Origin of the sequence: Belliella baltica DSM 15883 (genome assembly GCF_000265405.1) — a bacterium.
GTDB classification, from domain to species: Bacteria; Bacteroidota; Bacteroidia; order Cytophagales; family Cyclobacteriaceae; genus Belliella; species Belliella baltica.
The window spans coordinates 216,770-238,726 of record NC_018010.1; the positions used below are offsets into that span (position 1 = coordinate 216,770).

The following is a 21,957-nucleotide window of genomic DNA, read 5'->3' on the forward strand; positions in this document are numbered from 1 at the left end:
ATTTCCCGAATATTGACCATAGGAATATTATGAATAGATTTTTTATCACATTTGCAGCATTGTCGGCTTCCGGGATTTTTACTTATGCATATCTTAGAGAATGGATCGGAATAAAATTATTTGGAGAAGAAGTTCACCTGCAAATTGACAATCCTGAAGCGCCTTATTTCCATTCCTCAGAGGACTTGTACCTCTTGAATATCCTTGTTTTCGGATTGCTTTTCTTATCCATTTTTGGTTTGGCTGTTTATGGTACTTGGAAGAAAAAACATGGATTGGTGTTTTTAACCTTTGTTTTGAGTATGCTCGGAATGTTCGTAGTCATGATTAACGGAGCAATCAAATAAGGAAATCAGATGATTCTCAGGCCATTTATTAAAATAAATGTACCTTTGCAGTCTGAAAAAATCAATATGAAAATTACAAAAAACTCAGTAGTAGGGCTTACCTATGAACTCAAAGTAAGCAAGGACGAGGAAGAAGTGGAATCTGCACCATTCAGTGTGGAAGTAAGAGATGGGGAAGATCCCTTTTATTTCCTTTTTGGAAATAGTGGTTTACCTGAAAAATTCGAAGAAGAACTCGCTGGAAAAGAAAAAGGAGATAAATTTAATTTTATCATCATTTCAGAAGATGCTTATGGAGAAGCAGATGAAGAAATGATTATGGCATTGCCAAAAAGTCAGTTTAATGATCAAAATGGATTTGAGCCGAATATGCTTGAAGAAGGAAATTTCCTTCCTTTGGTAGATGAAAATGGCTTCCCAATGCAAGCAAAAGTAATCAAAGACCTTGGCGAAGAAATCTTGTTGGATTTCAATCATCCTTTGGTAGGATTTGACCTTCACTTCGATGGAGAGATTTTTGATGTCAGAGAAGCAACAGAAGAAGAACTCGAGCACGGTCATGTGCATGGAGAACATGGGCATCAGCATTGAAAAGCAGTGTAAATTACCCTTTTAAAAATAAAATAGCCCTTCTGAATCAAATTCGGAAGGGCTACTTGTTTTAAGGATTTAACCTTGCCAATATGTCTTTGGCCTCGTGCCATTGTAATCGCGGACCAAATTGACTGACAATTTTTGAACTTGCCATGGATGCTAACTTTCCACTTGAAGCATAAGAATGGCCATTAGTGATCCCATACATAAATGCTCCTGCAAACATATCACCTGCTCCATTACTGTCAATAGCAGTTGTTGAATACGGTTCTATATCTATAAAAGTATCCCCATCATAAATCATCGCCCCATTTTTTCCTTGGGTGATTACAAAATGTTTGGCTACTTTCTTCAATTCTTCTCTCGCTTCCTTCAGATTATCTTTTCCTGTATAAAGCATGGCCTCTTCTTCATTGGCAAAAAGCATATCAACACTATGACCGATTACATCATCAAATGCCTCTTTGAAATACTTCACCATAGCAGGGTCAGAGAAAGTCATGGCTACTTTCACTCCATTGTCTTCCGCTAATTTCTTGGCATGACGCATGGCTGCTTTACCATTTTCGGAAGTCACTAAGTAGCCTTCGATGTAGAGATATTTGGAATCTTTGATAGCTGCTTCATTGACATCCGCTACAGAATATGTTTGAGTGATTCCCAAGAAAGTATTCATCGTACGTTCCGCATCTTCTGTTACCATCACCAGACATTTTCCAGTGATTCCTTCTTCCAGTTTTTCAGGATTCAGGTTATTTTCCACACCTGCTTCTTTCATATCTGCAACGAAAAATTTACCTAACTCATCATTGGCTACTTTGCATGAGTAATAGGATTTTCCACCAAACTGACTCACTGCGATTACAGTATTGGCAGCAGAACCTCCACATTGTTTTTTAGCTTCCGCTGTATTGATGACATTCATCAAGGCATTCTGCCTGTCTTCATCTACCAAAGTCATCAAGCCCTTTTCAACTTGATTGTCGATAAAAAACTGATCTTTAACTTTAAACTCAATATCTACAAGTGCATTTCCAATGCCTGTTACGTCGTACTTCTTCATTCTATTTTTTTTCTAATTAATTATCTTTCCGACACATACTGTACGGAAAATGTGATTCTATTTTTTTTCTAGTCTTAGTTATTCGAAAATCGGGTGTCTTTCAAAAGTTTTTTCTCTGTCAAAAAGATACCTATATGTATGGTGTGTTTTATAAATCTCTGCATTGAGTTGCTCACAGACACGCATCATTTTAGGATTGAAATCTCCGATCCAGTTCATCTCTATTGTCTTATATGGAAAGGAATCATGCTTCGCGAATTTCTCATTATAAGCCATGATCATCGCACTTTCTACACCTTTTCCTTGAAATTCAGGAACAACTCCGAAAACCAATCCAAGCATCTTATTCGGTGGATTGAAAATCTTATTCCAAACAAATTTCAATTTTCCAATCAAATCCATTTTTCCATTTACATATTTGAACAGCTGATTGATCTCTGGAATGTTTATAAAAAAAGATACCGGCTCGCCTTTATGAAATCCAAAATAAATCAACCTCCCATCCATGATGGGCTTCATTTTTCCAAACATCAACTGAGTTTCCCGAAGGGTCAAACTTTTCCCCATGTGTCTCGCCCATGCTTTATTGTAAACAGTCATAAAGTACTCAGGAGCTTTTTCTGAAAGCTCTTTTCCAGTCATGTGTTTGAATTCAAAATCAGGATCACCAATGATTTTATTTGCTCTATCTATCATCTTCGGATCAAAGCCTACTCCCTGAACAGGACGCATGTAGGTGAATTGCTTGAAATAGATTTGGAAGCCATAAGCTTCGAAGAAATCTTTATAGTATGGAAAGTTCCAAGGCATATTGTAATTAGGAGGCGAAAAACCCTGAACTAACAAACCCCACCATTTGTCTCTTTCACCAAAATTGACTGGTCCATCCATCGCTTCCATGCCTTGTTCCTCAAGCCAGCTTTTGGCAGTATCCATTAGAAGAAATGCTGCTTCTTGATTTTCTACACATTCAAAAAACCCCATTCCACCTGTAGGCTGTTTCTCTTTCCATTTTGGATTTACAAATGCAGCGACTCTCCCTATGGTTTTTCCATTTTCATCTTGAAGCAGCCACCTCTTAGCTTTTCCACCAAGCTTGAATAATTTGTTAATATCAGCATGAAACAAACCCTCAATATCTTTATCCAAAGGACGAATCCAGTTAGGCTCATTTTTATACAGCTGAACTGCCATTTCTATAAATTCCTTTTGATGCGCAGGGCTGCTTACTTCTACAATCTTCATGCTTTGCTTTTGATTAAGAAAAGCCAAAAATAAGCATATAATCTGAAAGTCCGAAGTTTGGCTTTTTTTAGGAAAAAGGGGTAAATATTTTTATTACACAAAGAGGCTCGGAGAAAAATCAGAAAATATGATTCTCCTGAAGTAGATATTGATTGTTTTTGTCTAGTTTACTAAAAAGTCTAATGGAGTGGTACTGAATACCTTTCTGATCTGATATAAACAATGTATTTCCAGTAGAAAAAACTATGGAATCCGAATTGATATAATAAAATGTACTTGGTTGTTCATCAAAACTAAAAGAGAGAATAAGCTCATTGCCTTCCTCGCCATTTAGCGGAGTTTTTGTGATTTTACTCTGATACGAATCAAAACTAAACAATGTGTCATTAATAATATGATAGGGCTTGTCAAAAATCAAATCACTAGAGCCTACCAAATTATGACTGCTTGTTTCTAGAGAATAATTAAATGATTTTTCTTTTTTTGACTGACATGAAAGTGTCGCTAAAAGGCAGATAATAATGAATATTTTTCGCATGAAATAAAATTGCTTTCATTTATTAATCCAATCAAAAAAACCATAAATCAACGTTTTGGAGCCAAATTTGGGAAATCTGTGATAATTCCATCTACACCCATATCTAGCAAGTTTTGCATTTGTTCAGTGGTATTCACAGTCCAAGGAATTACTTTCATACCTTTTCCCTTCAAATCACTAACCACATCCTTTGTCAAAGCCACGAAATAAGGAGAATAAATCTCTGGCTGAAAACCAAGTTCCTTCAATTGCTCCTGTGATTTCCTTGAGTCAGTAATGAGCATCGCCAAAGTCACCTCAGGATATTTTTGATTGTAATATTTTAAAACACGGAAATCGAAAGACTGTATATTCACTCGGTCCCATGAAATACTGGAATCTATTAGTTTGTAAACCATATCCGAAAACTCAGCCGGACTAGGATGATAAACATCATCACCTTCAGGACTGCTTTTGATCTCGATATTGTAATTTGGCTGAGGCAAATCGTGATCGGCTACATATTTCTCTACCACTTCAAAAAGATCCTTCAGTCTTGGTTTGGTCACATGAAACTTGACTTGCTGTGGAAATCCTGAATGATATTTCGAGCCTGAATCGTATTGCTTCACCTCTTCGAATGTCATTTGATAAATATTATGACTTCTATCTCCTTCAGGAATTTCTTTCCCCTCAGGTGTTAGACAAATCAATGGATTCATATAAGGTTCATGCGAAATGATGACCTCTCCATCTTTGGTCACTGCCAAATCCAACTCAAGCGTAGTCACTCCCAAATCCAAAGCTTTGATCATCGCTGGAATAGTATTTTCCGGCATCAGACCACGCGCACCACGGTGGCCTTGAAGATCATAAGAAAACTGTGCTTGTAAAATCATTGGCAGCATAGCTAAAGCAAAAAGGAGAATCTTTTTCATGTTTTTTATTTGCAAATTACACTTTGTCCGAAAACAAAAAATCACCACAATATGAATTAATTGTGATGATTTCTAAACCTTGATTATTGTGTGTCTTGAACATCTCCATAGAGGTCAAACTCCGTAGCGTCTGTGATTTTGACATCAACGAAATCTCCAACCCTGCAGTAATGTTTGGCTGCATCAATAAGCACTTCATTATCGACTTCGACTGAGTCGTATTCTGTTCTGCCAACAAAATGACCTCCTTCCTTTTTATCAATCAAAACCTTGAAGGTCTTTCCGATTTTCTCTTGATTAAGATCGTAAGAAATCTGCTCCTGAATACCCATCAAATGATTAGCTCTCGCTTGTTTTTCTTCCTGCGGGATGATGTCTTCCATCGCACCTGCATGGGTATTTTCCTCGTGAGAATACGTAAAGACTCCTAAGCGCTCAAACTTCATTTTCTCCACAAACTCTACCATTTCTTGAAACTCAGCTTCTCCTTCACCCGGATGTCCGGCAATCAAGGTGGTTCGAATAGCAATATCAGGCATAATATCTCTGATAGAGTGAATCAGCTCTTCCTGCTTTTCTCTTGTCGTTCCACGACGCATGGTTTTCAATACAGAAGTGGATCCATGCTGCAAAGGAATATCGAGGTAATTACAAATATTTGGTCTTTCTTTCATCACATCTATGACATCCATTGGGAAACCCGTAGGATAAGCATAGTGCAAGCGAATCCAATCGATGCCATTCACATCTGATAAAGCACGCATCAAATCTGCCAATCTCCTCTTTTTATACAAATCCAAACCATAATAGGTGGAATCTTGGGCAATCAAAAGCAATTCTTTGGTACCATTGGCAGCCTTATGTTCCGCTTCTTTGACTAGATCTTCGATGGATCTAGAAATATGTCCTCCTCGCATTAATGGGATAGCGCAGAAGGAGCAAGGTCTGTCACAGCCCTCTGAAATCTTCATATAAGCATAATGCGATGAATGCGTCAGTAAGCGCTCCCCTACCAATTCATGTTTATAATCTGCTTTGAATTTTTTCAAAATCGCGGGCAAGTCTCTCGTCCCAAAAAATGCATCTACTTGTGGAATTTCCTTTTCCAAATCATCCTTGTAACGCTGAGAAAGACAACCCGTCACATATACTTTATCAACCAAACCTTGTTCTTTGGCATCTACATATTGTAAAATTGTATCAATAGACTCTTGCTTAGCATTGTCAATAAAACCACAAGTATTGATGATGATATTATTATCATCCTTTTCCGATTCATGGCTAGCATTGATGCCATTTCCTTTGAGTTGGGTCAAAAGCACCTCGGAATCTACCAAATTCTTGGAGCATCCCATGGTGATGATATTGACCTTGTCTTTTTTTAATGTTCTCGCTTTCACTTATTTCTTACTTTGGTGCAAAGGTAAGCATTTTACAACAACAGAATGGTTTAGCAGAAAATCATTCTTTGATAGTATTTATTAAAATATTAGTATTCGATTTTCTAGGTATTATTCACATCAAATACTTATAAAAAGGTACGCTTCCCAAGGTGTAACAAAGGGCTGTATTCCTTGCTCGCCTTTTATTGACAAACCTATCTACCATAGATCCCATCTTAAAAACCTAAAATACAGATGTTCACAAACTATTACAGAGTACAGCCCATTACTACATCGTCATTTGTTGTCTGATGACCAAAGTAAAAGACCAGATTTTTTTACTCCAAATCGAATATTAAGAAAATATTAACAATCCAAGAATCATTATCCTTTTAATTAAAATATCCTTAATGATTTGTTTGCATTTAAAGGAGGGATTCTTTCTACTTTTGATTTCGTACAGCAAACGAACATTTTTTCAACTCCTTGCATTATTTTTTAGCGTCGATGTGAATCGACGCTTTTGCTTTTTATCTTAAAAATGTACCAAGTACCAAGTAGGATGTACAAAGAAAAAAGTCAACCAATCCTATCGATCCCCAAACTTTCAAACCTTACAACTTTTAAACCATCCCCAATCCTCACCTCCAACCCTCCGGACTTTTTTTGATCATCTTTTTATAATCGGAAGGAGTCATTCCAGTTACTTTCTTAAATTGAGAAGAAAGGTGTTGTACAGAGCTGTAATCAAGTTTGTAGGAAATTTCGCTCAGATTCATTTCTTCATAAAAGAGCCATTCTTTGACTTTATCAATTTTGAGTTCTATAAAAAATTTCTCTATGGTAATACCTTCCATGCTACTAAAAAGGTGACTCAATTTGCTATAATCTTCATTGAGAATAGATTTGATATAATCCATTAGATTAAAGCCTGAAGGAATCTCTCCGGACTGTAAGACCTGATGTAGACTAGCTTTTATTTTTTCTATTCTTTGAACATCTTTATCTTGAAGTATCTCAAAGCCCATTCTCATCAAGTCAGCCTCAAGCTCTTCTAATTGCTTTTCACTCGGCTTTTGAAGAAGAATTGCTTTTCCCAAAACCACCTTTTCGAAAGCTATGTGCTTATCAAAAAGTAGATTTTCGACAGCCATAATGCATCTCGGGCAAACCATATTTTTGATTTGAAGCTCTTCCATCTATCTAATTTACTGAAAGATTATGAATCTTAGGATATCCTAAGCAGAATCATCAGAAAATTGAGTAATAAACTCTATTTTGGTATCGTAAAATAAACCCATCATGAATAGAAATATTACAGCTAGCACACCAGTGATTTTTGAAAGAAAAGGATACAGTGAAGAAACCCTTCTTCAACTCTACAGATCCCTGTTGGTTCCAAGACGGATTGAAGAAAAGATGTTGATTCTTCTTCGACAAGGGAAAATATCAAAATGGTTTAGTGGCTGGGGACAGGAAGCAATCTCTATTGGAGCTGTAAATGCCTTAGAAAAAGACGAATTCATTCTCCCAATGCATAGAAACTTGGGGATTTTCACAGGGAGAGATATTCCTTTAGAAAAGCTATTCGCACAGTTTCAGGGAAAAAAATCAGGTTTCACAAAAGGTCGAGATCGTTCTTTTCATTTTGGAAGTAGAGAACATCATATAGTGGGAATGATTTCACATCTAGGTCCACAGTTGGCTATTGCTGACGGAATTGGATTGGCACATAAATTATCCAAAGAGGAAAAAGTAACACTTGTCTTTACTGGTGATGGAGCAAGTTCGGAGGGTGATTTTCATGAAGGTTTGAATGTAGCAGCTGTTTGGAAACTTCCTGTGATCTTTGTTGTGGAGCACAATGGCTATGGGTTAAGCACGCCAAGTGAGGAGCAATTTGCATTCCAGTATTTCACTGAAAAAGGGCCGGGTTATGGCATGGAGACGGTTAGAGTTGATGGCAATAATGTGATCGAAATGTACGATTGCATCAAAAATCTGGCAGAAGATATCAGAAAAAACCCAAGACCTGTTCTCGTAGAAGCCATCACTTTTAGAATGCGAGGACATGAGGAAGCTTCAGGAACCAAGTATGTTCCCAAAGAGCTGATGGAAACCTGGTCGCTCAAAGATCCTGTAGAGAATTACGAAAAGTTTTTATTAAACTCTGGTATTTTGAGTGTAAAGGAAAAAGAAAAATTCAATGCTGAAATCAAATCAGCGATCAATGAAGGATTGGATATTGCTTTTGCAGAAGAGGCAGTAAAAGCCAATACAGAAGAGGAGTTGGCGGATCTATTTTTCCCTTTTAAACAAAAAGTCATTGAGCCACAAAGTAACTCATCATCCGAAAAACGATTTATTGATGCGATATCAGATGGTTTAAGTCAGTCTATGGAAAAATACACCAATTTGATCCTTATGGGACAGGACATTGGAGAATATGGGGGAGCTTTCAAAATTACAGAAGGCTTTAAAGCGAAGTTTGGAGCAGACCGGGTGAGAAACACCCCACTTTGTGAAAGTGCTATAATTGGTGCAGGTTTAGGACTTTCGATCAAAGGTTACAAAGCCATGGTAGAGATGCAATTTGCCGACTTTGTCTCTGTGGGATTCAATCAAATTGTAAACAACCTTGCAAAAATCCATTACCGTTGGGGACAAAATGCCGACGTAGTCGTTCGCATGCCAACAGGAGCGGGAGTTGCAGCAGGCCCTTTTCATTCCCAATCCAACGAAGCGTGGTTTTTCCACACACCTGGGTTGAAAATTGTCTATCCATCTAATCCATATGATGCAAAAGGCTTACTTAATGCCGCACTAGAAGACCCAAATCCTTATTTATATTTTGAGCATAAAGCATTGTACAGATCTATTACTGCAGGTATTCCAGACGATTATTATACAATAGAAATTGGGAAAGCCAATTTGGCAGCTGAAGGTAACGAACTCTCCATCATCACCTATGGCATGGGTGTGCATTGGGCTAAAACTGCTGTAGAAGAACTAGGAATTGATGCAGACATTCTAGATTTGAGGACATTACTTCCGTGGGACAAAGAAGCTGTCAAAGTAACTGTTCAAAAGACGGGTAAAGTAATTTTCCTTCAGGAAGATTGTCTGACAGGTGGTATTGGTGGAGAAATTTGTGCTTGGATTTCTGAACATTGTTTTGAGCTACTTGATGCACCGGTGCTGCGCGAGGGAAGTCTAGATACTCCTATTCCATTTGCACCAAATTTAGAGAAGAATTTTCTTCCAGTTGACCGCTTTAAAGAGAAGCTATTGAAGCTCAAAAAATATTGAAATAAAGATAAAAAGGAAAGATTATGTGATTAGAACCTGAATTTTAATCACATAATCTAACAAAAATTGAATTCTTTATTTTTTCTTTTTGAATAAGGAATCAACAAATTCCTTTCTATTAAAGACTTGTAAATCCGTCATTTTCTCACCTACTCCAATGTATTTCACTGGGATTTTGAATTGATCTGAAATACCTATGACCACTCCTCCTTTTGCTGTACCATCAAGTTTGGTAATTGCCAAGGCATTGATATCAGTAGCTTTAGTAAATTCTTTGGCTTGTAAAAAAGCATTTTGACCAGTAGAGCCATCTAAAACAAGGAGTATTTCATGAGGGGCATCTTCAATAAACTTTTGCATAACCCTTTTGATTTTGGTCAGCTCGTTCATTAAGTTGACTTTGGTGTGCAATCTACCAGCAGTATCTACGATAACCACATCAGCATTCATTTCTACAGCCTTTTTTACTGTATCAAAAGCTACGGAAGCAGGATCGGTATTCATACCATGAGAAATCACAGGCACATCGACACGTTTACCCCAAAGAATCAATTGATCTACCGCAGCTGCCCTGAAAGTATCCGCAGCACCTAATACGACGGATTTTCCAGCTTGCTTAAACTGATGAGCGAGTTTACCAATAGTTGTAGTCTTCCCTACACCATTGACACCTACCACCATAATGACATAAGGTTTTTTATCAGCAGGAAGATCAAAGTCAGCTAAATCTACACTCTGATTTTCTTCAAGCAAGCCAATTACTTCCTCTCTTAGGATAAGATCTAATTCAGCAGTATTAACATATTTATCTCGAGATACCCGAGCTTCAATTCTTCTGATTATCTTGATTGTGGTATCCACTCCAACATCTGAAGTGATCAGAATCTCTTCGAGTTCATCTAGAATTTCCTCATCAACTTTGGATTTACCCACAACAGCCTTACCGAGTCTTGAAAAAATATTTTCACTAGATTTTTGAAGTCCTTGGTCAAGACTTTCCTTTTTCTCTTTGGAGAAAAAACCGAAAATTCCCATAATTTTTACAATTTGAACCCGAATATAATAAAAAAGTCCCTCTTGAGTCTTACTCAGAGGGACTTTAGTTTGCAACTAAGTGCAAAATATTATTTCTTCAAGGTATCCTGAACCATAGTGGTTGGAACCATTTCTTCTCTGAAGGTATAAGCACCAGTTTTTTCAGACTTAACAGCCTTGATTACCTTAGCATATGTTACGCCACCTTCTTTTTTTAGGGTTGCTACTACTTTCTTAGCCATATCTGTGAGGTTTATATAAAGTCTTTCGACAGTATTCCTTGATTATTTAATTTCCTTGTGAACCGTTACTTTTTTCAAGATAGGGTTGAATTTTTTCAATTCCAATCTCTCAGTTGTATTCTTACGGTTTTTTGTTGTGATGTATCTTGAAGTACCTGGAACACCAGAAGCTTTGTGCTCTGTACATTCCATAATCACTTGTACTCTGTTACCTTTCTTAGCCATAGCTCTGATTATTTATAAAGAGTAATTCTAATTATTTAATGATGATGAAACCCTCGTTCTGAGCTTTTTTCAATACTGAGCTGATACCATTCTTATTGATGGTTCTCAAAGCCTTCGAACAGACTTTCAAAGTGATCCAAGCATCTTCTTCAGGCACATAAAATGATTTCTTATGTAAGTTTGGAAGGAATTTACGCTTGGTCTTGTTGTTCGCATGCGATACATTATTACCTACTTGAGGTCTTTTACCGGTGATGTCACAAACTTTTGCCATGATATATGATCGTATTATTTAAGACGTTTTTATAATTGAGTCTGCAAATATCGGAGTTTTTAATGAATTACCAAAAGTGAACTTCAAAATAATTCCGTAAAGTTTTAAAAATGTGGATGATTAGGAGAGATATTAAGATATGAGATAATAGACTGAACAATTGAGAGGCTAGAAATTAAAAGCTAGCGTGGAGAACATTTAAGAGATGAAACTCCTTGCGCAGAGGTTAATTTTTATGAAAATGTACAAAGCATTGCATCATATTCAAAGAATTCAAAACAAATTCCCTTTTACCTTAAAGCTAACTTTACAATATTTAACCTTTCAACTCATCCTTATACGGACAATGCTTACAGCCACTATCACAGCAATACCCCCTTCTTAAATGATATTGTGCTGTGAAGACCATCATCCCATTCTCATTGAGATAATAATCTCCTGGCATCAACTTCATTGGTTCTGTGGGCTTCTTTTTTGAATTCATACTATATCATCTGAGGCTTTTGTTATATTTGTAATATTACACTTACATGTTTGCACTTCTATAAATATAGCGGCAAAAATATAAATATTATGATGGAAACAATAAACTCAAGTAAACAAGCAATCGAGCTGGAAGATAAATATGGAGCGCACAATTACCATCCACTGCCAGTGGTATTGAGCAAGGGTGAAGGCGTGTTTCTATGGGATGTAGAAGGCAAAAAGTACTATGATTTTCTTTCTGCTTACTCAGCAGTCAATCAAGGGCATTGCCACCCTAGGATCAAAGATGCCCTGATCGAGCAGGCTGGCACATTGACTTTGACTTCTCGTGCATTTTTCAATGATGTGCTTGGCCCTTTTGAAAAATACATCACAGAATACTTTGGCTTTGACAAAGTGCTACCCATGAATACTGGTGCAGAAGGCGTGGAAACAGCCCTCAAAATCGCAAGAAAATGGGGATACGAGAAAAAGGGAGTTACTGAAAACGAAGCTGTAATCATCGTTGCTGAAAACAACTTCCATGGCAGAACGACTACCGTCATTTCCTTTTCAAACGATGAAAATGCAAGAAAGAATTTTGGTCCATACACACCTGGATTTGTTAAAATTCCTTATGATGACATTCCTGCATTGGAAAAAGCATTAGAAAATAAGAATGTGGTGGCTTTCCTCGTAGAACCTATTCAAGGTGAAGCTGGTGTATTTACTCCGGCTGAGGATTTTATCCGAAAAGCATCTGAAGCCTGCAAAGCCAAAAATGTTCTTTTCATCGCTGATGAAATCCAAACAGGTATTGCAAGAACAGGTTCTTTACTTGCCGTTTGTGGAAACTGCACCTGCGAGGCAAACTGTGAAAAACAAACAAGTTATACACAACCCGACATGCTGATCTTAGGCAAAGCTATTTCTGGCGGATTCTATCCAGTCTCTGCTGTGCTTGCCAATAATGACATCATGAATGTGATCAAACCAGGTCAACATGGCTCTACTTTTGGTGGAAATCCTCTAGGCGCAAAAGTTGCCATGACTGCCTTAGAAGTAGTTAGAGACGAAAAACTAGCCTTGAATGCACGGAAACTTGGAAAGATCTTCCGTCAAAGGATGCAAATTCTTGTGGATAAATACAACATATTGAAATTGGTAAGAGGAAAAGGGTTACTCAATGCAGTGGTCGTCAACGACTCCGAAGACAGCTCTACAGCTTGGGATATGTGTGTAGCACTTAAGGACAATGGTCTATTAGCCAAACCAACCCATGGTAATATTATCCGTTTTGCCCCACCTTTAGTGATGACCGAAGAACAATTGCATGAGTGCTGTGATATTATAGAGAAAGTTGTAAAGGAGTTTGATAAAAAATAAATCTTCCTACATTGAATAACGTAGAAATGCAATAGATATAAGGCTGAAATAATATCGAAATATCCAGAAAAAATTAAAAAGGAATGTTTATGGAATTTAAATCCATTGCATTCCTTTTTTAATGAATCAATCCTTTGGTTTGAAGGTTTTTGAAGGCTTGGATTTTCCCTTGTACATCGTTATCAAAAAAGCTTTGTATAACTAATGGCCATTCTGCTTGCCCATAAAACTTCTGTAACGCATGGGCATCGTTAATATAGAGCATGGTAGGGTTCTGGATAAATTCTGCTAAGCCTTCAAATGTTTTTGGGTTGATTATTAAATTTTGACTAGAACAGACTATCATCATTTCCCCTGTAAACCGTGTAAGCAAATCATAATGCATCCCTATGAACCGAGACGGCTGCCGATCAAAAGCATCCCAAACTTCCTTGCTACTTTTCTTCATCCATTTGACTACTTTAGGAGTAGGCTTGGATTCATCAAAGTCATATAGATAATTTCTACTATGTTCAAAAAGACGAACCTTCACAGCAAGACTCAGAGATTTAACTTCAGGTACATCAGGAATTAAGAACCCCCATAAATTAAACTGGTAGATCTTAGATAGAATATCATTCCTTTCAATCTTACCTTCGTAAAGAGGCTTCTCCCGCCCCATATACCAAGCAAACTTCATCCACTTTTCATTTATGAAATCTTGTGAAAACTCACTAATTGCGATTTCAAAAGGACGAAAATTCATATTCTTCTGCAAATCAAAAAGAAGAGGATTGATAGCTAATACTTTACTTACCTGATTTGGAAAAACACTTAAGTAATGAAGTGCTATACCTGAGGCACTAGGATATGAAAACAAATGGAAATTCTCACCTCCCAAAACCTCATTTCTAAACAATTCTAAATCCTTTGCTTGCTGATCTAGGTTCAACCATTTGTAGGCATTGGACCAGTTTGTTTGCCCATTATAGTTTACTAGCCTACTAATCTCATCAGAACCTGACCTACCTAAAAAATAAACAACATTGTATTTATCAGAAAAACCAAGTTGCTGAAAGTGATTTGTAAAACATCTATCCAAGCCATCTGACATGACTACGACTGTCTTTTTGCGGGAGTCAAAACCATCTTTAAATAAATATTCACCTTTAATCTTAACACTATTGACATCATTATGGTCAAGAGGCATTAATACATAATCAACTTCTGACCCAAAAGTAGAATGAATAAATAAAGTAGCTATAAACAGTTTCAGAATTGACTTCAAGGCTATTGAGGGTTTGAAATAAAGAAATTAAAACAATCATTGAGAATTCAAAAACTTAATTCATGATGTAATAATATTGGAAAAATTTACTAGAACCCAGTTTTTAAAATTCTTTAACAATCACCAAATTCAGAAACATCCTGTGACATTCCGATTGTAAGCTTTACCTTTGCGAGTTGATAAGATCAAAACCTATAATTCCATGCAAAAAGCAATTATTTTCGATATGGACGGAGTCATCTGTCATACCAATCCTTTTCACTCACAAGCCTTCAAATCATTTTTTGCTAAAAGAAATATGTATCCAACAGAATCGGAATTTGCAGACCACATGTATGGTAAAAGCAACTCCTATATCATGAGTCATTTTTTTGGTAGAGAAATAGTAGGTGAAGAATTGTTACAACTAGAAGATGAAAAAGAAAGCTTATTCAGAGAAATCTATGCAAAACAAGTCAATCCAATCGGTGGCTTTATGGAATTTCTGAATCAATTAAAATCTAACAAACTCCTTACAGGAGTAGCTACTTCAGCACCTTTAGCCAATCTTGAACTGATCGCTGGAAAGCTATCATTATTAGACAAGATGGAATCCGTATTGGCCAGTGAACATGTAAGCAAGCACAAGCCTGACCCAGAAGTTTATCTTAAATCTGCTGAAAATCTTGGCGTCTTGCCAGAAAACTGCATCGTATTTGAGGACTCTTTCTCAGGTGTTTCCGCTGCTTTGAATGCTGGCATGAAAGTAGTCGGTGTATTATCTTCGCACACCAAAGAAGAACTGCCTCCTTGTGATCTTTATATTGAAAACTATCTAGATCTAAATTTAAAAGAAGTGACAAGCCTATTTTGATAAGGAATTTCACAAAATCACTTAACAATTTTTTGTCCTAAACTTAACATTGCAATTTTCTTAACATTTAGATAACAATAGAAACAAGCTTATTCAGCTTGTTTCTATTGAATACGAATGATTTATCTTGAATTTCATCATTTTTTCACTTTTCATGCCCTCTGCTACATAACAAATAATTAATTTCTACATCATCATAAAGAAATATTAGCTCCTCACCTTTGTGGCGCTGTACAATATTCTTATTTAAAAATACTTTCCGGTATGCGAATCAAAATCGCTATGATCATCATCCTCGGATCGATGGTCTTCTCCAAGGATGTTTTTGCAAGGGACATCCAAAGAGACTCTACCGCGACAGAAGCCACTCAAACTCCTTTGAAAAAAGGATGGTTTGAGTCCATTCAGTTGCGTGGCTATGCCCAATTGCGGTATAACAGATTATTTGAAACAAACCCTGAACTCAAATGTGATCAATGTGATAGATCATGGGGAGAAAATGGTGGTTTCTTTTTCCGTAGAATTAGACTCGTTTTTTATGGACAAATCCATGAAAGAGTTTACTTCTACATTCAACCTGATTTAGCTTCAGGAGGAAATAATTTTGCCCAGATTCGAGATGCTTATTTTGATCTTGGACTTGATACAAAACAAGAATTCAGATTAAGAATTGGCCAAAGTAAAGTACCTTTTGGATTTGAAAATTTGCAATCTAGTCAAAACAGAATCCCACTTGACCGAAATGATGGCCTCAATTCAGCTGTAGCAAACGAACGGGATATAGGTGTAATGTTTTATTATGCGCCTTCTGTTGTAAGAAAAAGGTTTAGCTACCTAGTTTCATCTGGACTCAAAGGTTCGGGCGATTATGGTGTTTTTGGCTTAGGCTTATATAACGGACAGACCGCCAATCAAGCGGATAAAAACAATTCACTGCACGTAGTTTCAAGACTTACCTATCCTTTTGAATTGCCATCGGGTCAAATTTTCGAAACTTCCTTTCAAGGATATACTGGTAAATTCGTGATCAATAGAAATCCTTTAACTAACTTTGATCAAACAGAATTTAGAGAATATCGATATGGACCAAGTTTTATACTCTATCCACAACCTTTTGGTATTCAAGCTGAATTCAATTGGGGAAGAGGCCCTGAATATGATCCAGAAACTAACACCGTAAATGATGCTCCTTTGGAAGGTGGCTATGTATTAGCTTCTTATTTCTTGAAAAAAGGAAAGGATATTTTTATACCATTTACAAGATACCATTATTACAAAGGTGGGAAAAAACATGAACTAGACGCAACAAAATATCGGGTGAAAGAACTCGAAATAGGTGTAGAATGGCAGCCACATAAAAACTTTGAATTGGTAACCATGTATACCATTTCAGATAGAACTTTTGAGAATTCACTCAATCCAGACAATCGGCAAAAAGGATCTTTATTGAGATTACAAGCACAGATCAATTTCTAAAAAAACAAAGTTTAGTATTTATATGATTAAAAGCAGGAGACAAAGTCATCTGCTTTTTTTATTTTTCAAACTAAGCTTATATATTTAGTGAATAAAAATAAATCACATCTATGAAAATCATCTTAACATTTTTCACTTATCTCCTTTTGGTTAACACCGGAGTAAATGACACTAACAATTTCAAAGATCAATTGAATGATACTTTGAAGAAGAATAAAGCCATTGCTGAACTTTCTCCTGGGGAGGCGGCAGTAATTAATATTTGGGCAACTTGGTGTGGACCATGTATCAAAGAAATACCAGAAATGAACGAGCTCGTCCAAGAATACAAAAATAGAAATGTAAGGTTTTTGGCATTTTCAAACGAAACAATGAATACATACAAATCCTTCCTCAAAAGAAGACCTGATTTTCAATTTGATTATGAAATAAGTTTTGGCGACACACGAAGCATCAATTTACTCAAGGCACAAGACAAGCAAAGAGGTGGCACTGCCATTCCAATACACATTTTAATCAACAAAGACGGCGATGTTGAACAAGTCTTCATAGGTGCATCTCCTGCAAATATTCAAAAAATTAAGACCTTCTTGGACAAACAGGCTTCCGCCAAATAATGTTAACTTTGCAGGAAACAAGTTCAGTTATGCAAAGAAGACCAAGAAGGAATAGAAAGTCTCAAGCCATCAGAAACATGGTGGAAGAAACGAGGCTTTCTGTAAAAGACTTTATTTTCCCGATGTTTTTGATCGATGGTGTCAATCAAAAGGTAGAAGTAGCTTCCATGCCAGGCATCTACAGATACTCCTTGGATCTCATGCTGAAAGAGATCGAAGACTGTGTCAATTTGGGGATCATGGCTTTTGATATTTTCCCTGCATACCCTGAAAGCAAAAAAGACAAGTACGCTACAGAAAGCCACAACCCTGAGACCTTTTACCTCAAAGCCATCCATAAAATCAAGACTACTTTTCCCGAGATCGTGGTGATGACTGATGTGGCTATGGATCCTTATAGTTCAGATGGCCATGATGGCTTGGTGGAAAATGGCAAAATTCTTAATGATGAAACTTTGGAGATCTTGGGAAAGATGTCGCTTGCACAGGCTCATGCCGGAGCAGATATTCTAGGCCCTTCTGATATGATGGATGGAAGAGTTGGCTTTATCAGAAATGTCTTGGATGAAAATGGCTACACAGATGTATCAATAATGTCCTACACCGCCAAATATGCATCTGCTTTTTATGGTCCATTTAGAGATGCTCTTGATTCTGCTCCAAAGTCCGGAGATAAAAAAACTTACCAAATGGATTCTGCCAACTATTATGAAGCGATGATTGAGGCAGATTTGGATACAGAAGAAGGAGCTGATTTCTTAATGGTCAAACCTGCACTAGCATATTTAGATGTGATCCGACTATTGAAAGACAATTCCAATTTACCCATCGCAGCGTACAATGTCAGCGGAGAATATGCCATGATCAAAGCCTCTGCAGAAAGAGGATGGCTAGACGGAGAAAGAGCCATGCTAGAGTCCCTCCTCAGCATCAAACGCGCTGGAGCGAATGTGATTTTAAGTTATTTTGCAAAGGAGTATGCCTTGATAGCGAGAGATTGAAATATTGGAAAAAATTGTCCGCCGCAGCTGATTGGAAAATTAGAAGGTTTTGAAATTATCAATCGGGATGGTGCTTTAGCCCATCCACTGAGTAAGATATTTATTGATTTAAGGCTTTAGCCAAACCCCTTTAGATTCTAGTAATTTTTTGGCTAAAGCCTCCTTACTAATTTTGGTCTATTTTTTAGGTCTCCAGTTAAAGCAGGAGGCAATTGAAAACATATACTCGATTTTCCAGAATTCTCATATCCTACATCTTGTTTCTTATATCTCAAATACACTTTGTTAGAACGAGACCTCTCCTAGCGTCGAGGTGACACAATCCATGAAATACTATAGGCTCTCTAGAGCTAGTGATTCTTGTGTCTTGTGTCTTTTTTCTCATGTCAAAAAAAAGGCACCCATATCAAATACAGGTGCCTTTTTTATTTACTAAAAGCTAAACTAGCTTATTTTTTATCTTCAGATACTTCTTCGTAATCTACATCTGACACACTGTCCCCAGCTTCGGCAGATCCACCAGCGCTAGCATCAGGGCCTGCTTGAGCTCCTGCACCTTGCGTAGCATTGTAGATTTCTTGAGAAGCAGCTTCCCAAGCCTTGTTCAAGCCTTCCATAGCAGCATCGATTCCTGCCAAGTCTTGAGACTGATGTGCAGTTTTCAAGGTTTCCAGAGCTGCAGAGATATTGGATTTATTGCCTTCTGACAACTTCTCACCATATTCCTTCAACTGCTTCTCTGTCTGGAAGATCAAGCTATCTGCTCCATTGAGTTTCTCGATTTTTTCTTTCTCAGCTTTGTCAGTAGCAGCATTTGCTTCTGCTTCTCTCTTCATTCTTTCGATATCGTCTTGAGACAATCCTGAAGAAGCTTCGATCTTGATTTTTTGCTCTTTACCAGTTCCTTTATCTTTTGCAGATACATTAAGGATACCGTTTGCATCAATATCGAATGTCACTTCGATTTGAGGAACACCCCTTTGTGCTGGTGGAATATCTGTCAATTGGAATCTACCAATCGTTCTATTATCCTTAGCCAAAGGTCTTTCTCCTTGCAATACATGGATATCAACAGCCGGCTGATTGTCAGCAGCGGTAGAGAACACCTCAGACTTCTTGGAAGGAATGGTTGTGTTAGCTTCGATCAATTTGGTAAACACACCGCCCATGGTCTCTATCCCCAATGAAAGAGGCGTCACATCCAAAAGAAGTACATCCTTCACTTCACCAGTCAAAACACCACCTTGGATCGCTGCACCGATTGCCACTACTTCATCTGGGTTTACGCCTTTAGATGGCTTCTTGCCGAAGAACTTCTCCACTTCCTCTTGAATCTTAGGAATCCTTGTAGAACCACCTACCAAGATGACTTCATCGATATCAGAGGCAGAAAGTCCCGCATCCTGAAGTGCTTTTTTACAAGGCTCCATAGACCTTCTTACCAAATCCTCTGAAAGCTGCTCAAATTTTGCTCTGCTCAAGGTTCTCACCAAGTGCTTAGGACCAGACTGCGTTGCAGTGATGTATGGCAAGTTGATTTCTGTTGAAGAAGAGCTTGATAATTCGATTTTAGCTTTTTCAGCAGCTTCTTTCAATCTTTGAAGTGCCATTGGATCTTGTCTTAGATCGATTTGTTCTTCTGACTTGAACTCGTCGGCAAGCCAGTTGATGATCACTTGGTCAAAGTCATCACCACCGAGGTGGACATCACCATTGGTAGATTTCACTTCGAATACGCCATCACCCAATTCCAAGATAGACACGTCAAATGTACCACCACCAAGGTCATACACTGCGATCTTCATATCTTGGTTTTTCTTGTCCATGCCATAAGCCAAGGCTGCTGCCGTAGGCTCATTGATGATCCTCTTCACTTCAAGACCTGCAATCTGCCCAGCTTCTTTGGTAGCCTGACGCTCTGCATCGTTGAAGTAAGCTGGCACAGTGATGACAGCTTCAGTCACTTCTTGCCCTAAGAAATCCTCCGCAGTGCTCTTCATTTTCTGAAGAATCATCGCAGAAAGTTCTTGTGGAGTATATGATCTGTCACCGATTTTTACAGCTACAGTGTCATTGGTTCCTTGTTCTACTTTGTAAGAAGCGTGTTTTTTCTCCTCAGAAACTTCAGAGAACTTCTTACCCATAAATCTCTTAACAGAAGAAATGGTATTGGCAGGGTTAGTGATGGCCTGACGCTTGGCAGGATCCCCTACTTTTCTCTCTCCATTTCCATTGTCCAAGAATGCTACGATAGAAGGAGTTGTTCTTCTACCTTCTGAGTTTTGGATCACCACCGGCTCGTTACCTTCCATTACAGCAACACAAGAGTTCGTAGTACCCAAGTCTATACCTATGATTTTTCCCATGATATTATATTTTTATTATTTTGATTACAGAATTTAAACTACAATTCACCTATTGACAAGGGTTGTGCCAAGGGTCTTACAGTAAAAAATTACGTCAGATTGTCAGTTTGATTTGTCAGATCAAAAGTACAAACCTGACATCATTTTCTTAAATTATACAAAATTTATGACAAAAATTGCTAGCGATTGAACATAATATAAATTCCTATGCAACCATTTTATGAATATCCGTATCTTAGTATTATGGTTCAAAGTAATTTAAAAAAACGTAAAATAGAGAGATTAAGATGGGGATTTGCCTTTGTAATCTGTCTGATGACTGTTTTGTTTTTTTCTTATGAACCTTCACAAAGTAATTTTTTAAGTAGAATCATTAATCCAATAGAATTTTTGAAAATGGAACAAGAAAATCAGTTTCAGAAAATATTCACTAGATTCTTTTCCCCAGAAATCCCGGAAAGATTTAAAAGATTGTAATTTTAGACTTATTTACTTCATTCTATCAACATGCATTTAAGCGGCATTTATATATACCCGATCAAATCTTTGAGCGGCATCAGTTTGACTGAAGCAATTTTAGAAGAAAAAGGAATTCGATATGACAGAAGATGGATGCTGGTGGACGAGTCTGGTATGTTTTTATCCCAAAGAACTTTTCCAAAAATGGCTCTTCTACAAGTAAGCCTCAACTCAGATGGTCTAGTTGTGACTGACAAAAATAATAGTGAAATCAACATTTCAATTCCTTTTGAGCCAAAAAGCACCTTAAGAAAATCAGTAACCATTTGGGAAGATACTATCGAGGCTCAATTGGTGGATGAAAATATCAGCAAATGGTTTTCTGAGCAACTTGAAATGCCTTGTGACTTGGTCATTATGCCTGATAGTACTCAGAGAAAGTTAAAAGAAAAATATGCTGTTAATGGGGAATCTGTAAGTTTTGCAGATGGGATGCCTTATTTACTAATCGGGCAATCTTCCTTGATCGATTTGAATGCGAAACTAGAAAATCCAGTTCCGATGGACAGGTTTAGACCGAATTTTGTATTTGAAGGTGGAGAAGAGTTTATTGAAGATACTTGGGAAGAAATCCAAATTGGAGATGCCCTTTTCAAAATCACAAAACCTTGTGCACGCTGCGTCATGACCACAATAAACCAAGATGACGCAAGCAAAAGCAAAGAGCCGCTAAGGACATTGGCTACTTATAGAACGGTTGATGGAAAGGTCATGTTTGGGCAGAATATGTTGTTGTTGAAAGGGGTAAAAGTGAAAATTGGTGATTCATTGAAAACGATAAAATTGAAATAAAAACTCACCCTTTATTCAAAGTGAGTTTTTATTTCAGAATCTTT

22 protein-coding genes are annotated in these 21,957 nt (G+C 37.3%); 9 read left to right on the plus strand and 13 right to left on the minus strand.

What is annotated here, in order from left to right:
* Positions 1-29 precede the first annotated feature (29 nt).
* Together BELBA_RS01020 and BELBA_RS01025 are read left to right on the plus strand one after the other, a co-directional pair.
* Positions 30-347 carry a hypothetical protein gene (locus tag BELBA_RS01020; protein WP_014770890.1) on the plus strand — a complete coding sequence of 106 codons (318 nt, stop codon included), beginning with the start codon at positions 30-32 and terminating at the stop codon, positions 345-347.
* 66 nt (positions 348-413) lie between these two features.
* Complete coding sequence (locus tag BELBA_RS01025) at positions 414-938, plus strand: FKBP-type peptidyl-prolyl cis-trans isomerase (protein ID WP_041779457.1); 525 nt, start codon at positions 414-416, stop codon at positions 936-938.
* 70 nt (positions 939-1,008) lie between these two features.
* On the opposite strand, the gene BELBA_RS01030 is transcribed toward BELBA_RS01025, so the two are convergent.
* The 6 genes from BELBA_RS01030 to BELBA_RS01055 form a co-directional block, all read right to left on the minus strand.
* Positions 1,009-2,004, minus strand: a complete 996-nt coding sequence (locus tag BELBA_RS01030; protein ID WP_014770892.1) for an adenosine kinase — start codon at positions 2,002-2,004, stop codon at positions 1,009-1,011.
* Positions 2,005-2,082: 78 nt separating this feature from the next.
* Positions 2,083-3,249, minus strand: a complete 1,167-nt coding sequence (locus BELBA_RS01035; protein WP_014770893.1) for a hypothetical protein — start codon at positions 3,247-3,249, stop codon at positions 2,083-2,085.
* Positions 3,250-3,367: 118 nt separating this feature from the next.
* Positions 3,368-3,787 (minus strand): hypothetical protein, encoded by a 420-nt coding sequence (locus BELBA_RS01040; RefSeq protein WP_041779171.1) that lies wholly within the window; start codon positions 3,785-3,787, stop codon positions 3,368-3,370.
* 47 nt (positions 3,788-3,834) lie between these two features.
* The gene (locus BELBA_RS01045) at positions 3,835-4,704 is read right to left on the minus strand and encodes a glycerophosphodiester phosphodiesterase (RefSeq protein ID WP_014770895.1); all 870 of its coding nucleotides are present in this window, start codon (positions 4,702-4,704) and stop codon (positions 3,835-3,837) included.
* A gap of 83 nt (positions 4,705-4,787) precedes the next feature.
* Positions 4,788-6,104, minus strand: coding sequence for a 30S ribosomal protein S12 methylthiotransferase RimO (rimO, locus tag BELBA_RS01050; RefSeq protein WP_014770896.1), 1,317 nt, complete (start codon positions 6,102-6,104; stop codon positions 4,788-4,790).
* 623 nt (positions 6,105-6,727) lie between these two features.
* A complete protein-coding gene (locus BELBA_RS01055) occupies positions 6,728-7,285 on the minus strand; it encodes a helix-turn-helix domain-containing protein (protein WP_014770897.1) in 558 nt (185 codons plus the stop codon).
* Between the two features lie 103 nt (positions 7,286-7,388).
* Between BELBA_RS01055 and BELBA_RS01060 the strand changes: the two genes are divergently transcribed.
* Positions 7,389-9,395: an alpha-ketoacid dehydrogenase subunit alpha/beta gene (locus BELBA_RS01060; protein ID WP_014770898.1), complete on the plus strand. Its 2,007-nt coding sequence runs from the start codon at positions 7,389-7,391 to the stop codon at positions 9,393-9,395.
* A 75-nt stretch (positions 9,396-9,470) separates the two neighbouring features.
* Here BELBA_RS01060 and ftsY read toward each other — a convergent pair whose 3' ends face one another.
* The 5 genes from ftsY to BELBA_RS19810 form a co-directional block, all read right to left on the minus strand.
* A complete protein-coding gene (gene ftsY / locus BELBA_RS01065) occupies positions 9,471-10,430 on the minus strand; it encodes a signal recognition particle-docking protein FtsY (protein ID WP_014770899.1) in 960 nt (319 codons plus the stop codon).
* A gap of 89 nt (positions 10,431-10,519) precedes the next feature.
* Positions 10,520-10,672 carry a DUF4295 domain-containing protein gene (locus tag BELBA_RS19215; protein WP_014770900.1) on the minus strand — a complete coding sequence of 51 codons (153 nt, stop codon included), beginning with the start codon at positions 10,670-10,672 and terminating at the stop codon, positions 10,520-10,522.
* 42 nt (positions 10,673-10,714) lie between these two features.
* Entirely contained in the window at positions 10,715-10,897 is a 183-nt protein-coding gene (rpmG, locus tag BELBA_RS01070; protein WP_014770901.1) for a 50S ribosomal protein L33, read from the minus strand.
* A 31-nt stretch (positions 10,898-10,928) separates the two neighbouring features.
* Entirely contained in the window at positions 10,929-11,171 is a 243-nt protein-coding gene (gene rpmB / locus BELBA_RS01075; protein WP_014770902.1) for a 50S ribosomal protein L28, read from the minus strand.
* A gap of 316 nt (positions 11,172-11,487) precedes the next feature.
* Positions 11,488-11,655: a C1orf53 family protein gene (locus BELBA_RS19810; RefSeq protein WP_014770903.1), complete on the minus strand. Its 168-nt coding sequence runs from the start codon at positions 11,653-11,655 to the stop codon at positions 11,488-11,490.
* 89 nt (positions 11,656-11,744) lie between these two features.
* On the opposite strand from BELBA_RS19810, the gene rocD reads away from it, so the two are divergent.
* Positions 11,745-13,022: an ornithine--oxo-acid transaminase gene (rocD, locus tag BELBA_RS01080; protein WP_014770904.1), complete on the plus strand. Its 1,278-nt coding sequence runs from the start codon at positions 11,745-11,747 to the stop codon at positions 13,020-13,022.
* Positions 13,023-13,140: 118 nt separating this feature from the next.
* Here the strand turns inward: rocD and BELBA_RS01085 are convergent, their stop codons facing one another.
* Positions 13,141-14,289 (minus strand): hypothetical protein, encoded by a 1,149-nt coding sequence (locus tag BELBA_RS01085; protein WP_014770905.1) that lies wholly within the window; start codon positions 14,287-14,289, stop codon positions 13,141-13,143.
* A gap of 202 nt (positions 14,290-14,491) precedes the next feature.
* Here BELBA_RS01085 and BELBA_RS01090 point away from each other — a divergent pair, with 202 nt between their 5' ends.
* From BELBA_RS01090 to hemB, 4 genes are all read left to right on the plus strand, one after another.
* Positions 14,492-15,142, plus strand: coding sequence for an HAD family hydrolase (locus BELBA_RS01090; RefSeq protein ID WP_014770906.1), 651 nt, complete (start codon positions 14,492-14,494; stop codon positions 15,140-15,142).
* A gap of 264 nt (positions 15,143-15,406) precedes the next feature.
* The gene (locus BELBA_RS01095; RefSeq protein ID WP_014770907.1) at positions 15,407-16,618 is read left to right on the plus strand and encodes a porin; all 1,212 of its coding nucleotides are present in this window, start codon (positions 15,407-15,409) and stop codon (positions 16,616-16,618) included.
* Between the two features lie 110 nt (positions 16,619-16,728).
* On the plus strand, positions 16,729-17,235 hold the full coding sequence (locus BELBA_RS01100) for a TlpA family protein disulfide reductase (protein WP_014770908.1): 507 nt from the start codon (positions 16,729-16,731) through the stop codon (positions 17,233-17,235).
* A gap of 29 nt (positions 17,236-17,264) precedes the next feature.
* Positions 17,265-18,236: a porphobilinogen synthase gene (gene hemB / locus BELBA_RS01105; protein ID WP_041779458.1), complete on the plus strand. Its 972-nt coding sequence runs from the start codon at positions 17,265-17,267 to the stop codon at positions 18,234-18,236.
* Between the two features lie 449 nt (positions 18,237-18,685).
* Here the strand turns inward: hemB and dnaK are convergent, their stop codons facing one another.
* Positions 18,686-20,602 carry a molecular chaperone DnaK gene (gene dnaK / locus BELBA_RS01110; RefSeq protein WP_014770910.1) on the minus strand — a complete coding sequence of 639 codons (1,917 nt, stop codon included), beginning with the start codon at positions 20,600-20,602 and terminating at the stop codon, positions 18,686-18,688.
* Between the two features lie 507 nt (positions 20,603-21,109).
* Between dnaK and BELBA_RS01120 the strand changes: the two genes are divergently transcribed.
* Positions 21,110-21,913 (plus strand): MOSC domain-containing protein, encoded by an 804-nt coding sequence (locus tag BELBA_RS01120; protein ID WP_014770912.1) that lies wholly within the window; start codon positions 21,110-21,112, stop codon positions 21,911-21,913.
* Positions 21,914-21,957 lie beyond the last annotated feature (44 nt).